This window comes from Variovorax paradoxus, assembly GCF_024734665.1.
Classification (GTDB): domain Bacteria; phylum Pseudomonadota; class Gammaproteobacteria; order Burkholderiales; family Burkholderiaceae_C; genus Variovorax.
Map to the genome: position 1 here is coordinate 6,041,025 of NZ_CP102931.1, position 15,666 is coordinate 6,056,690.

Here is a 15,666-nt window from a genome sequence, read left to right on the forward strand (position 1 = left end):
CGCCCCCCAACCGGAGGCGGTCGGGGGGCGTGGTGTACCGGTCATGGCCGGTGATGCTACCGAGTTATTCGGTCGCAGCGCCTTCGCTGGCGTCAGCCGTGCTGGCCGTTGCATCGCTGTCGGCGGAGCCTGCCAGTTCGGCAGCTTCCGATTCGGCGATGGCGCGGCGCTCGGCTTCGTCCATGGCGTCCTTGACCTTGCGGGCCTGGTGGTAAGCCATGCCGGTGCCTGCGGGGATCAGGCGGCCGACGATGACGTTTTCCTTCAGGCCGCGCAGCTCGTCGCGCTTGCCCATGATCGCGGCTTCGGTCAGCACGCGCGTCGTTTCCTGGAACGAAGCAGCCGAGATGAACGAGTCGGTCGACAGCGACGCCTTCGTGATACCCAGCAGCAGGTTGGTGAACGTAGCGGGGATCTTGCCGTCGGCGCGCAGGGCGTCGTTGGTGTTGAGCATTTCGCTGCGTTCGACCTGTTCGCCGGAGATGTAGCTCGTGTCGCCGATGTTGTCGACCACGACGCGGCGCAGCATCTGGCGAACGATCACCTCGATGTGCTTGTCGTTGATCTTCACACCCTGCAGGCGGTACACGTCCTGCACTTCGTCCACGATGTAGCGCGCCAGTTCTTCCGAACCCAGCAGGCGCAGGATGTCCTGCGGGTCCGCCGGGCCGTCGACCACGGATTCGCCCTTGTTCACCACCTGGCCTTCGTGCACCAGGATGTTCTTTTCCTTCGGCACGAGGTCTTCCCAGACGGTGCCTTCCGGATCGGTGATCTGCAGGCGGATCTTGCCCTTCGTTTCCTTGCCGAACGACACGGTGCCGGTCATTTCAGCCAGCATGCCCTTGTCCTTCGGCGAACGGGCTTCGAACAGCTCGGCAACGCGCGGCAGACCGCCGGTAATGTCGCGGGTCTTCTGGCCTTCGACCGGAATACGCGCCAGCACTTCGCCGGGGCCCACGTCCTGACCGTCACGGATCTGGACCAGAGCGCCGATCGGGAAGCCGATCGTCACCGAGTGGTCGGTGCCCGGGATCTTCACTTCGGCGCCGGAGGCGTCGATGAGCTTCACCTGCGGGCGCACGACCTTGGCAGCGCCGCGGCGCTTCGGGTCGATAACCACCAGGGTCGACAGACCGGTCACTTCGTCCACCTGCTTCGCAACCGTGAGGCCTTCCTCGACGTTTTCGAACTGCGTCTTGCCGGCGAACTCGGTAATGATCGGGCGCGTCAGCGGATCCCAGTTGGCAAGCACGTGACCGGCCTTGATCTGCTGGTCGGCCTTGACCGTCAGGGTCGCGCCGTACGGCACCTTGTGGCGTTCGCGCTCACGGCCGTGCTCGTCATGAATGACGATCTCGCCCGAACGCGAAATCACGACCAGCTCGCCCTTGCTGTTGGTCACGTAGCGCATCGTGGCGTTGAAGCCGATCGAGCCGTTCGACTTGGCTTCCACGCTCGAAGCGATGGCAGCGCGCGAAGCGGCACCACCGATGTGGAAGGTACGCATCGTCAGCTGCGTGCCGGGTTCGCCGATGGACTGCGCAGCGATCACACCGACTGCTTCGCCGATGTTGATCAGGCCGCCGCGGCCCAGGTCGCGTCCGTAGCAGGTCGCGCAGATGCCGAAGCGGGTTTCGCAGGTCAGCGCGGTGCGGACCTTGACCTCGTCGACGCCTTGCGCTTCCAGCGCTTCGATGTTGTCTTCGTCGAACATCTCGCCGGCCTTCAGCAGCACCGAGCGGTTTTCCGGGTGCAGCACGTCGTCCGCAGCCGAGCGGCCGAGGATACGGTCGCGCAGCGACTCGATCACTTCACCGCCTTCGACGATGGCGCGCATCAGATAGCCGCCGTGGGTGCCGCAGTCCTGCTCGGTCACGACCAGGTCTTGCGTCACGTCGACCAGACGACGGGTCAGGTAGCCCGAGTTCGCCGTCTTCAGCGCCGTGTCGGCCAGACCCTTACGGGCACCGTGGGTGGAGATGAAGTACTCCAGCACGTTCAGGCCTTCGCGGAAGTTCGCGGTAATGGGCGTCTCGATGATCGAGCCGTCCGGCTTGGCCATCAGGCCCCGCATACCGGCCACCTGGCGAATCTGGGCCGCGGAACCGCGGGCGCCCGAGTCGGCCATCATGTAGATCGAGTTGAAGGACTCCTGCTCGACTTCCTTGCCGTGGCGGTCGATGACGCGCTGCTTCGACAGCTTGGCCATCATGACCTTCGACACTTCGTCGCCGGCCTTGCCCCAGATGTCCACCACCTTGTTGTAGCGTTCGCCGGAGGTCACCAGACCGGACACGTACTGCTGCTCGATCTCCTTCACTTCCTTGGCGGAGCGCTCGATGATGCCGTGCTTCTCAGCGGGCACCAGCATGTCGTCGATGGCAATCGAGATACCGGCCTTGGTCGCCAGACGGAAGCCGTTTTGCAGCAGCTTGTCGGCGAACACGACGGTCTCTTTCAGGCCGCACTTGCGGAACGAGACGTTGATGAGCTTGGAGATTTCCTTCTTCTTCAGCGCCTTGTTGATGTTCGAGAACGGCAGGCCCTTCGGCAGGATCTCGGACAGCAGGGCACGGCCCACGGTGGTGTCCACGAGCGAGGTCGACGGCGTGAATTCGCCGGTTTCCTTGTTCTTGGTGTATTCCGTGATGCGCACTGCCACCTTGGCGGTGAGTTCGACTTCGTTGGCGTCGAGCGCGCGCTGCACTTCACCGATGTCGGAGAAGATCAGGCCCTCGCCCTTGCCGTTGATGCGGTCGCGGGTCGTGTAGTACAGACCCAGCACCACGTCCTGCGAAGGAACGATCGACGGTTCGCCCGAAGCCGGGAACAGCACGTTGTTGGAGGCCAGCATCAGCGTGCGGGCTTCCATTTGCGCTTCCACCGACAGCGGCACGTGAACAGCCATCTGGTCGCCGTCGAAGTCGGCGTTGAATGCCGCGCAGACGAGCGGGTGCAACTGGATGGCCTTGCCTTCGATCAGGATGGGTTCGAAGGCCTGGATGCCCAGACGGTGCAGCGTCGGAGCGCGGTTCAGCATGACCGGGTGCTCCTTGATGACCTCTTCCAGGATGTCCCAGACCACCGGCGTGCCCGATTCGACTTCCTTCTTGGCAGCCTTGATCGTGGTCGCGATGCCCATGGCTTCGAGGCGCGAGAAGATGAAGGGCTTGAACAGCTCGAGCGCCATCAGCTTCGGCAGGCCGCACTGGTGCAGCTTGAGCGTCGGGCCCACCACGATGACCGAACGGCCCGAGTAGTCGACGCGCTTGCCCAGCAGATTCTGGCGGAAGCGGCCGCTCTTGCCCTTGATCATGTCGGCCAGCGACTTCAGCGCGCGCTTGTTGGCGCCCGTCATGGCCTTGCCACGGCGGCCGTTGTCCAGCAGCGAGTCGACGGCTTCCTGCAGCATCCGCTTTTCGTTGCGCGCGATGATTTCCGGAGCCTTCAGCTCCAGCAGGCGGCGCAGACGCGAATTGCGGTTGATGACGCGGCGATACAGGTCGTTCAGGTCGGAGGTCGCGAAGCGGCCGCCGTCCAGCGGCACCAGCGGACGCAGGTCCGGCGGCAGCACGGGCAGCACGTCGAGCACCATCCACTCGGGCTTGATGCCCGACTTGCGGAAGGCTTCCAGCACCTTCAGGCGCTTGGAGTTCTTCTTGACCTTGACTTCGGAGCCGGTCAGGTCGCCGCGCAAACGTTCGATCTCGCTGTCGAGTTCGATGCCTTCGAGCAGGTCCTTGATGCCTTCGGCGCCCATCTTGGCGACGAATTCGTCACCGTATTCCTTGCGCTTCGCGTCGTAGTCGTCCTCGGACATGATGCCGAACTTCTTCAGCGGGGTCATGCCGGGGTCGGTGATCACGTAGGCTTCGAAATACAGCACGCGTTCGATGTCGCGCAGCGTCATGTCGAGCACGAGGCCCAGGCGCGACGGCAGCGACTTCAGGAACCAGATGTGGGCGCAGGGCGCGGCCAGATCGATGTGACCCATGCGCTCGCGACGCACCTTGGTCTGCGTGACTTCAACGCCGCACTTCTCGCAGATCACGCCGCGGTGCTTCAGGCGCTTGTACTTGCCGCACAGGCACTCGTAGTCCTTGATGGGGCCGAAGATCTTGGCGCAGAAGAGACCGTCGCGCTCGGGCTTGAACGTGCGGTAGTTGATCGTCTCGGGCTTCTTCACCTCGCCGAAAGACCACGAACGGATCTTCTCGGGCGAAGCCATGCCGATCTTGATGGCATCGAAATGCTCATCAGGCGTGAATTGCTTGAACAGGTCGAGTAGCGATTTCATAAGACTCTTTCCCTTTTCAAATTAAGAACGCTCGAGCTCGATGTCGAGGCCCAGCGAACGAATTTCCTTGACCAGCACGTTGAACGATTCCGGCATGCCGGCTTCGATCGAGTGCTCGCCCTTGACGATGCTTTCGTACACCTTGGTACGGCCTTGCACGTCGTCGGACTTCACGGTCAGCATTTCCTGCAGGACGTAGGCGGCGCCGTAAGCTTCCAGCGCCCACACTTCCATTTCCCCGAAACGCTGGCCGCCGAACTGCGCCTTGCCGCCCAGCGGTTGCTGCGTGACGAGCGAGTACGGGCCGGTGGAACGCGCGTGCATCTTGTCGTCGACCAGGTGATGCAGCTTCAGGAAGTGCATGTAGCCGACGGTGACGGGACGCTCGAACTGGTCGCCGGTGCGGCCGTCGAACAGGTACGCCTGCGTGCGCGTATCGGTCAGGCCCTTGAGCTTTGCGATGTCGTCCGGGTAGGCGAGCTTCAGCATGCCGCGGATTTCTTCTTCCGAAGCGCCGTCGAACACAGGCGTCGCGAAGGTCGCGCCGTTCTGCAGGTTCGCTGCCATTTCGAGCAGTTCGGTGTCGTTCAGCGAGCTGATGTTTTCCTGGCGGCCCGAGCCGTTGTACAGCTGCTCCATGAACTTGCGCAGCTCGGCCACCTTGGCCTCTTGCTGCAGCAGGTCACCGATGCGCTGGCCGATGCCCTTGCCGGCCCAGCCCAGATGCACCTCGAGCACCTGGCCCACGTTCATCCGCGAAGGCACGCCCAGCGGGTTCAGGCAGATGTCGCACGGCGTGCCGTCGGCCATGTGGGGCATGTCTTCGACCGGAACGATCTTCGACACCACACCCTTGTTGCCGTGGCGGCCGGCCATCTTGTCGCCGGGTTGCAGGCGGCGCTTGACGGCCAGGTAGACCTTGACCATCTTGAGCACGCCCGCGGGCAGCTCGTCGCCCTGCGTGAGCTTCTTGCGCTTTTCTTCGAACGCGAGGTCGAAGCTGTGGCGCGTCTGCTCCAGCGAGTTCTTGATCGACTCGAGCTGCGAAGCCACTTCGTCTTCTGCCGGGCGGATGTCGAACCAGTGGAACTTCTCGACCGACGACAGGTAGGCCTTGTCGAGCTTGGTGCCCTTGGCCAGCTTGTTCGGGCCGCCGTTGGCGACCTTGCCCGTCAGCAGCTTCTCGATACGGTCGAACGCGTCGGCTTCGACGATGCGAAGCTGGTCGTTCAGGTCGAGGCGGAAGCGCTTGAGCTCGTCGTCGATGATCTGCTGGGCGCGCTTGTCGCGCGTGATGCCTTCGCGGGTGAACACCTGCACGTCGATCACGGTGCCTTGCGAGCCCTGATCCACACGCAGCGAGGTGTCCTTCACATCGGAAGCCTTCTCGCCGAAGATGGCGCGAAGCAGCTTCTCTTCAGGCGTCAGCGTGGTCTCGCCCTTCGGCGTGACCTTGCCCACCAGCGTGTCGCCCGGCTGCACTTCGGCGCCGACATAAATGATGCCGGATTCGTCGAGGCGGTTGAGCTGCTGCTCGGCCAGGTTCGGGATGTCGCGCGTGATTTCTTCGGCGCCCAGCTTCGTGTCGCGAGCCATCACCACCAGTTCCTCGATGTGGATCGAGGTGTAGCGGTCTTCGGCGACGACGCGTTCCGAGATCAGGATCGAGTCTTCGAAGTTGTAGCCGTTCCACGGCATGAACGCGATCAGCATGTTCTGGCCGAGGGCCAGTTCGCCGAGGTCGGTCGATGCACCGTCGGCCACCACGTCGCCCTTGGCGATCTTGTCGCCGCGCTTGACGATGGGACGCTGGTGGATGTTGGTGTTCTGGTTCGAACGCTGATACTTGATCAGGTTGTAGATGTCCACACCGACTTCACCGGCAGCCGCTTCGGCGTCGTTCACGCGCACCACGACACGGGTCGCATCGACGTAGTCGACGATACCGCCGCGGGTGGCCGTGACCACGGTGCCGGAGTCGACCGCGGAGACGCGCTCGATACCCGTACCGACCATCGGCTTCTCGGGGCGCAGCACAGGCACGGCCTGACGCTGCATGTTGGCGCCCATCAACGCGCGGTTCGCGTCGTCGTGCTCGAGGAACGGCACGAGCGATGCGGCCACCGACACGATCTGCGCGGGCGACACGTCCATGTACTGGATGCGTTCGGCACCGACCAGGATCGATTCGCCGGCTTCACGCGCCGAGACCAGGTCGCCGGTCAGCTTGCCGTCCTTGTCCAGGGCCGCGTTGGCCTGGGCGATGACGTACTTGCCTTCTTCGATGGCCGACAGGTAGTCGATGTCCATCGTGACCTTGCTGTCGATCACCCGACGGTACGGCGTCTCGATGAAGCCGTATTCGTTCAGGCGGGCGTACAGGGCCAGCGAGTTGATCAGGCCGATGTTCGGGCCTTCAGGCGTTTCGATCGGGCACACGCGGCCGTAGTGGGTCACGTGCACGTCGCGCACTTCGAAGCCTGCACGTTCACGCGTCAGACCACCCGGGCCAAGGGCCGACACACGGCGCTTGTGGGTGATTTCGGACAGCGGGTTCGTCTGGTCCATGAACTGCGACAGCTGCGAGGCGCCGAAGAATTCCTTCAGCGCAGCCGAGATCGGCTTGCTGTTGATCAGGTCGTGCGGCATCAGCGGCTCTTGCTCCGCTTGACCCAGACGTTCCTTCACGGCCTTCTCGATACGTGCCAGGCCGGTGCGGTACTGGTTTTCGGCCAGTTCGCCCACGCAACGCACGCGGCGGTTGCCCAGGTGGTCGATGTCGTCGACTTCGCCGTTGCCGTTGCGCAGGTCAACGAGGATCTTGACCACGGCCAGGATGTCTTCGTTGGTCAGCACCATCGGGCCGGTCGATTCGTCGCGGCCGACCTTGGCGTTGAACTTCATGCGGCCGACGCGCGACAGGTCGTACGTGTCCGGGTTGTAGAACAGGCGCTGGAACAGGGCCTGCACGGCGTCCTCCGTCGGCGGCTCGCCGGGGCGCATCATGCGGTAGATGGCCACGCGCGCAGCGAATTCGTCCACGGTTTCGTCGATGCGCAGGGTCTGCGAGATGTACGCGCCCTGGTCGAGTTCGTTCGTGTAGATCACCTGCACGTCTTGCACGCCGGCCGTGCGCAGCTTCTTCAGCAGCGCTTCGGTCAGCTCGTCGTTGGCCTTGGCCAGGATTTCGCCGGAGTCGGCGTCGACGATGTTGCGTGCGATCACGCGGCCGATCAGGAAGTCTTCCGGCACGCTGATGTGCGTGGTGCCGCCCTGCTCGAGCTCACGCGTGTGGCGCGCCGTAACGCGCTTGTCCTTGGCGACCACGACCTTGCCCGACTTGTCGGTGATGTCGAAGCGCGCGACTTCGCCGCGCAGGCGCTCGGAGACGAACTCCATCTGCGCGCCGCTGTCCATCAGGCGGAAGTTGTCGTTCACGAAGAAGTTCGCGAGGATCGATTCCGGGTTCAGGCCGATGGCCTTCAGCAGGATCGTGACCGGCATCTTGCGGCGACGGTCCACGCGGAAGTACAGCATGTCCTTCGGGTCGAACTCGAAGTCGAGCCACGAACCGCGGTAAGGAATCACGCGGGCCGAGAACAGCAGCTTGCCCGAGCTGTGCGTCTTGCCCTTGTCGTGTTCGAAGAACACGCCCGGCGAACGGTGCAGCTGCGAGACGATCACGCGTTCGGTGCCGTTGATGATGAACGAACCCTTTTCGGTCATGAGCGGCACTTCGCCCATGTAGACCTCTTGTTCCTTCACTTCCTTGACCACCTTCGACTGCGAAGTCGACGACTCGCGGTCATAGATGATGAGCTGGACCTTGGCGCGCACGGCCGAGGCGAAGGTCAGACCACGGGTCTGGCACTCACGCACGTCGAACGCCGGCTTCGCCAGGTTGTACTCGAGGAACTTCATCTCGACGAAACCGTTGTGCGAGACGATCGGGAAGGCAGCGTCGAACGCGGCCTGCAGGCCTTCGACGGTGCGTTGTTTCGGGGGAATGCCGGCTTGCAGGAACGCGGTGTACGCGTCTTTCTGCATCTGCAGCAGGTAGGGAATTTCGACGACGCTATCGCGATTGCCGAAACTTTTTCGGATGCGCTTGCGTTCGGTGTAACTGTACGCGGACGATTGGGCCATGAGAGCTCCGGTGCTTGAGATCTTCAGCGACTTGTCAGCAGTGCCGAGGCACCACTGCTTGGCGGCTGGCCACTACCAGCCGTTGGCGGACAGCGATGCGTTGCACATCGCCCGAACCAAGGGGTCTTCTGCAGTCGGGGTCAGAAGACACTCAAAATCCCGGCTCGTTTTGGCTTTTCCGGAGCCCTTCGGGTCTCCGGGAAAGCCGGCAACAAGCCGGCTTTTGGGTGCGCTCTGAAAGCGGCAAAGGCTGGAGGGCCTTTTCAGGCACCTCCAGCCCTCCAGGGGGTCTGAATTACTTCAGTTCCACCTTGGCGCCGGCTTCTTCCAGCTTCTTCTTGGCAGCGTCAGCGTCAGCCTTCGACAGGCCTTCCTTGACAGCCTTGGGAGCGGCTTCCACCAGGTCCTTGGCTTCCTTGAGGCCCAGGCCGGTGATTTCGCGCACAGCCTTGATGACCGACACCTTGTTCGCGCCGACATCAGCCAGCACGACATTGAATTCGGTCTTTTCTTCGACCACAGCAGCGGCAGCGCCACCACCGGCGGCCGGGGCCGACATTGCAGCGGCGCTCACGCCGAACTTCTCTTCGATGGCTTTCACCAGGTCGTTGAGTTCCAGGACCGTCATGCTGTCGAGCGCGGTCAGAAATGCGTCTTTATCGAATGCCATTTTTGTTTCCTAACAATTGGGTTGAATATTTCAAACGCGAGGCTCAGGCGGCCTGCGCTTCTGCCGGTGCATCGGCAACAGGTGCAGCTTCGCCACCACCGCGCTTCTCGGCCAGCGCCGCGAGCACGCGGGCGGTACGAGAGATCGGGGATTGCATCAAGCCCAGCAATTGCGCCAGCAGCACTTCCTTCGAAGGGATGTTGGCCAGTTGCTTCACGCCGTCGACGTCCAGGGCCTTGCCACCGAAGGCGCCGCCGCGAATGACCAGCTTGTCGTTGGTCTTCGCGAAATCGGCCACCACCTTAGCGGCGGCCACAGCGTCTTCGGAGAAGCCGTAGATCAGCGGACCGGTCATCTGGTCGCCAACAATCTCAAACGGGCTACCAGCGACAGCACGGCGGGCCAGGGTGTTCTTCAGAACACTCAGGCTCACACCCTTGCTGCGCGCTTCGTTGCGCAGTTTGGTCATATCGGCCACCGTGATGCCACGGTATTCCGCCATCACGAGCGTTTGAGCTTTTGCGGCGAGGCTGGTCACATCACTGATGACCGCTTCTTTCTCACTGCGATTCAGACTCAAGGTCTACTCCTTTTAATGCGATCTTCGGCCGGGGCCTGGGATCGCGCTTCATGCAGCGACCAACTGTTTCGGAACAAAAATCAAATTCCTTGCAGCGGGATCGCCATCTGCGCTGATTGCCTGACGGGAAGGTCCGGCGATTAAGTGCAGCACCCTGCACACCAGCGGTCTTGGATGGCCCGCGGCAACCGAAGCCGCCGCGACCCACCACATTCGCCCCACCCTTTCGGGCAGAGCAAATCTCTTTAGCTCGCCGAGATGGTTTGCGTGTCCACGCGGACACCCAGACCCATGGTCGACGACACAGCCACCTTGCGCAGGTACACGCCCTTGCTGGTCGCGGGCTTGGCCTTGACCAAAGCGTCGATCAGCGCGGCGAGGTTGCCCTGCAGCTTGTCGTTGTCGAACGAGCGACGGCCGATCGTGCCGTGCACGATGCCGGCCTTGTCGACGCGGAACTGAACCTGGCCAGCCTTGGCGTTCTTCACGGCCGTGGCGACGTCCGGGGTCACCGTGCCAACCTTCGGGTTGGGCATCAGGCCGCGCGGGCCGAGGATCTGGCCGAGCGTACCGACGACGCGCATGGCGTCAGGGGCGGCGATCACGACGTCGAAAGGCATGTCGCCAGCCTTGACCATGGCAGCCAGGTCGTCCATGCCGACGATGTCGGCACCGGCGGCCTTGGCTTCTTCAGCCTTGGCGCCTTGGGCGAACACGGCGACGCGCTTGGTCTTGCCAGTGCCGTTGGGCAGCACGACGGCGCCACGCACAACCTGGTCCGACTTCTTCGCATCGATGCCGAGCTGCACGGCCACGTCGATCGATTCGTCGAACTTGGCGGTGGCGGCTTCCTTGACGATGGTGATCGCGTCAACCAGCGGGTACAGCTTGTTGCTGTCGACCTTGCCTTCGAGCGACTTCTGCTTCTTGGTGATCTTGGACATTTACACGCCCTCCACATTCACGCCCATCGAGCGGGCCGAGCCGGCGATGGTACGAACTGCTGCGTCGAGGTCGGCGGCAGTCAGGTCCTTCATCTTGGCCTTGGCGATTTCTTCGAGCTGAGCGCGCGTGATCTTGCCAACCTTGTCGGTGTGCGGACGGGCCGAGCCCTTTTCCAGCTTGATGGCCTTCTTGATCAAGGTGATCGCCGGGGGCGTCTTGATGATGAAGGTGAAGCTCTTGTCAGCGAACGCGGTGATGACCACCGGCAGCGGCAGACCCGGCTCGACGCCTTGGGTTTGCGCGTTGAACGCCTTGCAGAACTCCATGATGTTCAGACCGCGCTGACCGAGTGCGGGACCGATCGGCGGGGACGGGTTGGCCTTACCAGCTGGCACTTGCAGCTTGATGAAGCCGACGATTTTTTTCGCCATGCTATTTGCTCCTTGCGGGTGATATCGCCTTGGCTTGCGGCCGCGGCTCCCCGGGGTTAAACGACTCTTCGATCAAGGCCGCGCGCCGAGTCGGACAACGCGCAGCCGGAAACAGTAACGCCGACCCGAAGGCCGGCGGGGCGTCAGGTCTTCTCGACCTGGCTGAATTCGAGTTCCACAGGTGTCGCGCGGCCGAAAATCATGACCGACACGCTCACCTTGCTCTTCTCGTAGTTGACTTCTTCGACAGTGCCGTTGAAATCGGTGAACGGGCCTTCCTTGACGCGCACGAATTCGCCAACGGTGAACTCGACCTTGTGACGCGGCTTCTCGGTGCCCTGCTGCATCTGGCTGACGATGTCCTCGACCTCTTTCTGCGAGATCGGGGCCGGACGGTTCTTGGCGCCGCCCACGAAACCCGTCACCTTGTTGGTGTGCTTCACCAGGTGCCAGCTCTCGTCGTCCATGATCATTTCGACCAGCACGTAGCCCGGGAAGAAGCGACGCTCGGTGGTGCGCTTCTGGCCGTTCTTGATCTCGACCACTTCTTCGGTCGGAACCAGGATGCGGCCGAACTTGTCCTGCATGCCGGCGCGATTGATGCGCTCGGTGATGTTGCGCTCGACGGCCTTCTCCATGCCCGAATAGGCATGCACCACGTACCAACGCAGATCTGGGTTGGCGGCGGGAGCCAGCACCGAGGTGTTTTCTTCCTCTGGTGCGCCCGGCGTGGTTTCAACTGCATTCACTGGATCAGCGGTCATTTATTTTCTCCAGCCCAGAATGAGGTCGAAAAACACCCATTCGAGCGTCTTGTCGGTGAGCCAGAGGAAGACGGACATGATCGCCACGAAGGCGAACACATAAGCCGTCATCTGCATCGCTTCCTTGCGGGTCGGCCAGACGACCTTCTTGACCTCGCGCCACGAGTCGCGACCGAAGGCCCACAACTGACGGCCATTCTCCGAACTGCCGAAGGCAGCCACCGCCGCGGCCAAGCCAACCAGCAGCGCAGCCCATTGCACCAGCGAGCCTTGGCGCGACAGCAGATAGAACGCCACGATAGCGCCCACTGCCAGCACGACAGCCACGGCCAGTTTGGCCTTGTCAGCGCCGGTGCTCACGGTTTCGATTTGAGAAGTGGCCATGTTTGGCTGATTTCCTGTGACCCTGAGGCCTTCAATTCAATGCGTCTCTTGAGACGCCGAAGCCCGTCGGGACGCGACGGGCTTTTTTCGGAGTGCCACCTAAGTGGCAGGGGCAGTAGGAATCGAACCTACAACCTTCGGTTTTGGAGACCGACGCTCTGCCAATTGAGCTATACCCCTCCGGTACTCTTTGCGCCCGACTTAGATGTCGAGGATCTTGGCCACGACGCCCGAACCCACGGTACGGCCGCCTTCACGGATGGCGAAGCGCAGGCCTTCTTCCATCGCGATCGGGTTGATCAGCTTGACGGTGATGCTGACGTTGTCGCCAGGCATGACCATTTCCTTGTCCTTGGGCAGCTCGATCGCGCCGGTCACGTCCGTCGTGCGGAAGTAGAACTGCGGACGGTAGTTGTTGAAGAACGGCGTGTGACGGCCGCCTTCGTCCTTCGACAGAACGTACACCTCGGCGGTGAAGTGCGTGTGCGGCTTGATCGAGCCGGGCTTGCACAGCACTTGGCCGCGCTCGACTTCTTCGCGCTTCGTGCCGCGCAGCAGCACGCCGACGTTGTCGCCAGCCTGACCCTGGTCCAGCAGCTTGCGGAACATTTCCACGCCGGTGCAGGTGGTCTTGACCGTCGGGCGGATGCCCACGATTTCGATTTCTTCACCAACCTTGATCACGCCGCGCTCGACAGCGCCGGTCACCACGGTGCCGCGACCCGAGATCGAGAACACGTCTTCCACGGGCATCAGGAACGTGCCGTCCACGGCGCGCTCGGGCGTCGGGATGTACGTGTCCAGGGCTTCGGCCAGCTTCATGATGGCGCCTTCACCCAGTTCGCCCTTGTCGCCTTCCAGGGCGAGCTTGGCCGAGCCGTGGATGATCGGGGTGTCGTCGCCGGGGAACTCGTACTTGTCGAGGAGTTCGCGAACTTCCATTTCGACCAGTTCAAGCAGTTCCTTGTCGTCGACCATGTCGCACTTGTTCAGGAACACGATGATGTAGCCCACGCCCACCTGGCGAGCCAGCAGGATGTGTTCACGGGTCTGGGGCATCGGGCCGTCAGCGGCCGAGCACACCAGGATGGCGCCGTCCATTTGAGCGGCGCCGGTGATCATGTTCTTCACGTAGTCGGCGTGGCCGGGGCAGTCGACGTGTGCGTAGTGGCGATTGGCCGTTTCGTACTCGACGTGCGCGGTGTTGATCGTGATGCCGCGGGCCTTTTCTTCAGGCGCAGCGTCGATCTGGTCGTAGGCCTTGGCTTCGCCGCCGAACTTGGCCGACAGAACCGTTGCGATCGCAGCCGTCAGCGTCGTCTTGCCGTGGTCAACGTGACCGATCGTGCCCACGTTCACGTGCGGCTTGGTGCGGGTGAATTTACCTTTTGCCATTTTTCGACTCCGAAAAAAACGTTTCCAACGTATGCAGATGGGTTGCAAAGCTGCCGTTGCAACCCCCAAAAAACTGGTGCCCTTTGCGGGAATCGGACCCGCGACCTCTCCCTTACCAAGGGAGTGCTCTACCACTGAGCCAAAAGGGCATTTGTAACAAAGTTACGAATTCACATCGCCTCAACAATGAACCGAGTCTCTGGAGCGGGAGACGGGAATCGAACCCGCGTCATCAGCTTGGAAGGCTGGGGTTCTACCATTGAACTACTCCCGCATCGGGGGCACCCAAGGCACCCAAAGCGCGAAATCCAATCGCTCTTAGAAACCAAATTCATCGCTGGTGGAGAGGGCTGGATTCGAACCAGCGTACTCGTAAGAGGGCAGATTTACAGTCTGCTGCCATTAACCACTCGGCCACCTCTCCGGCGAACCTCGAAATATAGCACGGTTTTGTGACTACTCAGAAATCCAAGCATCCAGAAGATGCGGGGAAACTGCTCGAGGCGTGAGCCCACGATTATCGCCCAACTTCACCCCTCCGCCCGCTGGGCCTCCCGCCACGCACGCGCTTCGCCGAAGTGGCCGCAGCCGATGAATGGCACGGGCGGGCGCAACGCCGAAAGAGGCGACGGATGATTCGACATCAGCACCTTATGGCGCTTAACGTCGATCAACGCCCGCTTACTCTGCGCGTGCGAGCCCCACAGCATAAAAACAACAGGCTTAGCCCCGTCTGAGACATGGCGGATGACGGCATCCGTCAGCACCTCCCAGCCACGGCCGGAATGGCTGGCCGGCTGCGCTTCCTCGACTGTCAGGCAGGTGTTGAGCAGCAGCACGCCATGCGTCGCCCACTTCACCAGGCTGCCACCCGGATTCGGGAACGACGGCGGCGGTGTGCCCAGATCACGCTGGAGTTCCTTGAAGATGTTGCGCAACGAAGGCGGCAACGCCACGCCGGGCGCCACGGAAAACGCCAGCCCCTCGGCCTGGCCGCGCCCGTGGTACGGGTCCTGGCCCAGGATCACCACGCGCACGTCTTCCGGCGGCGTGAGTTCCAGCGCCCTCAGCGGCTGGGGCGGAAAGATCACCGCTCCCGCATCGAGACGTTCGCGCAGAAAGCCCAGCAGCTTTTGTCCCACGACACCGCCAAAGAAATCGTCAACCAGTGGCTGCCAGCCAGGCGCCACCAGCCAGTCGGCAGGATCGCTGCTCGGCAGCTGATCGGGCCGGCTCATTTGAACAACGCAGCGAGGGCCTCGCCGGGTTCCTTGGCGCGCATGAACGCTTCGCCGACCAGGAAGGCGTTGACGCCGGCCGCGCGAAGCGTGGCGACGTTTTCGCGCGTGCCGATGCCCGACTCGGTCACAGGCAAACGATCGGCCGGCAGCTTCGGCAGCAAGTCGATGGTCGCCTGGATCGACACCTCGAAATTGCGCAGATTGCGGTTGTTGACCCCGATCAGCGCCGTCTTCAGCCTGAGCGCACGATCGAGCTCAGCCGCGTCGTGCACTTCCACGAGCACCGCCATGCCCAGCCCGTGCGCAATGGCTTCGTAGTCCTTCATCTGCGCATCGTCGAGGCAAGCGGCGATCAACAAGATGGCATCGGCGCCCATCGCGCGCGATTCATACACCTGGTACGCATCGACGATGAAGTCCTTGCGCAGCACCGGCAGGTCGCACGAGGCGCGTGCTTGCTTGAGATAGTCCACGCCGCCCTGGAAGAACTGCTTGTCGGTCAGCACCGACAGGCAGGCTGCACTGATCTCGCCGTCGCCTTCGGCGTAGCTCTGGGCGATATCGGCCGGAATGAAGTCTTCGCGCAGCACGCCCTTGCTTGGGCTGGCTTTCTTGACTTCGGCGATCACCGCGGCCTGGCCGGCGGCGATCTTGGCGCGCAGCGCGCCTTCGAAGTCGCGCGTCAGCACGCGGCTCTCGGCATCGAAGCGCACGGCCTCGAGCGGCGCGCGCTTCAGGGCCGCAGCCACTTCCTGGTGCTTGACGGCAACGATCTTGTCGAGGATGTCGGACATAACTTCTGGGGTTTCC

The 15,666-nt window shown here is 62.6% G+C and carries 11 protein-coding genes and 4 tRNA genes; all 15 read right to left on the bottom strand.

Annotated features, from left to right (window positions below; translation table 11 throughout):
• Window positions 1-64: 64 nt before the first annotated feature.
• The 15 genes from rpoC to trpC all read right to left on the bottom strand — a co-directional run bounded on the left by rpoC (window position 65) and on the right by trpC (window position 15,650).
• Complete coding sequence (gene rpoC / locus NWF24_RS28380) at window positions 65-4,300, bottom strand: DNA-directed RNA polymerase subunit beta' (RefSeq protein ID WP_258351448.1); 4,236 nt, start codon at window positions 4,298-4,300, stop codon at window positions 65-67.
• 21 nt (window positions 4,301-4,321) lie between these two features.
• Window positions 4,322-8,446, bottom strand: coding sequence for a DNA-directed RNA polymerase subunit beta (gene rpoB, locus NWF24_RS28385; RefSeq protein WP_093057182.1), 4,125 nt, complete (start codon window positions 8,444-8,446; stop codon window positions 4,322-4,324).
• A gap of 295 nt (window positions 8,447-8,741) precedes the next feature.
• Window positions 8,742-9,116: a 50S ribosomal protein L7/L12 gene (gene rplL / locus NWF24_RS28390; protein ID WP_093057181.1), complete on the bottom strand. Its 375-nt coding sequence runs from the start codon at window positions 9,114-9,116 to the stop codon at window positions 8,742-8,744.
• 43 nt (window positions 9,117-9,159) lie between these two features.
• Entirely contained in the window at window positions 9,160-9,696 is a 537-nt protein-coding gene (gene rplJ, locus NWF24_RS28395; RefSeq protein ID WP_093057180.1) for a 50S ribosomal protein L10, read from the bottom strand.
• Between the two features lie 245 nt (window positions 9,697-9,941).
• Complete coding sequence (gene rplA / locus NWF24_RS28400; protein WP_093057179.1) at window positions 9,942-10,640, bottom strand: 50S ribosomal protein L1; 699 nt, start codon at window positions 10,638-10,640, stop codon at window positions 9,942-9,944.
• Window positions 10,641-11,072, bottom strand: coding sequence for a 50S ribosomal protein L11 (gene rplK, locus NWF24_RS28405; protein ID WP_007831051.1), 432 nt, complete (start codon window positions 11,070-11,072; stop codon window positions 10,641-10,643).
• A gap of 143 nt (window positions 11,073-11,215) precedes the next feature.
• Window positions 11,216-11,836, bottom strand: coding sequence for a transcription termination/antitermination protein NusG (nusG, locus tag NWF24_RS28410; RefSeq protein WP_256217011.1), 621 nt, complete (start codon window positions 11,834-11,836; stop codon window positions 11,216-11,218).
• Window positions 11,837-12,220 (bottom strand): preprotein translocase subunit SecE, encoded by a 384-nt coding sequence (gene secE / locus NWF24_RS28415; protein ID WP_093057178.1) that lies wholly within the window; start codon window positions 12,218-12,220, stop codon window positions 11,837-11,839.
• Window positions 12,221-12,324: 104 nt separating this feature from the next.
• A tRNA-Trp gene (locus tag NWF24_RS28420) sits at window positions 12,325-12,400 on the bottom strand.
• Between the two features lie 21 nt (window positions 12,401-12,421).
• Window positions 12,422-13,615, bottom strand: coding sequence for an elongation factor Tu (gene tuf / locus NWF24_RS28425; RefSeq protein ID WP_093060175.1), 1,194 nt, complete (start codon window positions 13,613-13,615; stop codon window positions 12,422-12,424).
• Window positions 13,616-13,689: 74 nt separating this feature from the next.
• Window positions 13,690-13,764, bottom strand: a tRNA-Thr gene (locus NWF24_RS28430).
• 51 nt (window positions 13,765-13,815) lie between these two features.
• A tRNA-Gly gene (locus NWF24_RS28435) sits at window positions 13,816-13,889 on the bottom strand.
• Between the two features lie 64 nt (window positions 13,890-13,953).
• A tRNA-Tyr gene (locus NWF24_RS28440) sits at window positions 13,954-14,039 on the bottom strand.
• A gap of 106 nt (window positions 14,040-14,145) precedes the next feature.
• The gene (locus NWF24_RS28445; protein ID WP_258351449.1) at window positions 14,146-14,853 is read right to left on the bottom strand and encodes a uracil-DNA glycosylase; all 708 of its coding nucleotides are present in this window, start codon (window positions 14,851-14,853) and stop codon (window positions 14,146-14,148) included.
• A complete protein-coding gene (gene trpC, locus NWF24_RS28450) occupies window positions 14,850-15,650 on the bottom strand; it encodes an indole-3-glycerol phosphate synthase TrpC (RefSeq protein ID WP_258351450.1) in 801 nt (266 codons plus the stop codon). Before trpC ends, NWF24_RS28445 begins: the two co-directional genes overlap by 4 nt.
• Window positions 15,651-15,666: the final 16 nt, after the last annotated feature.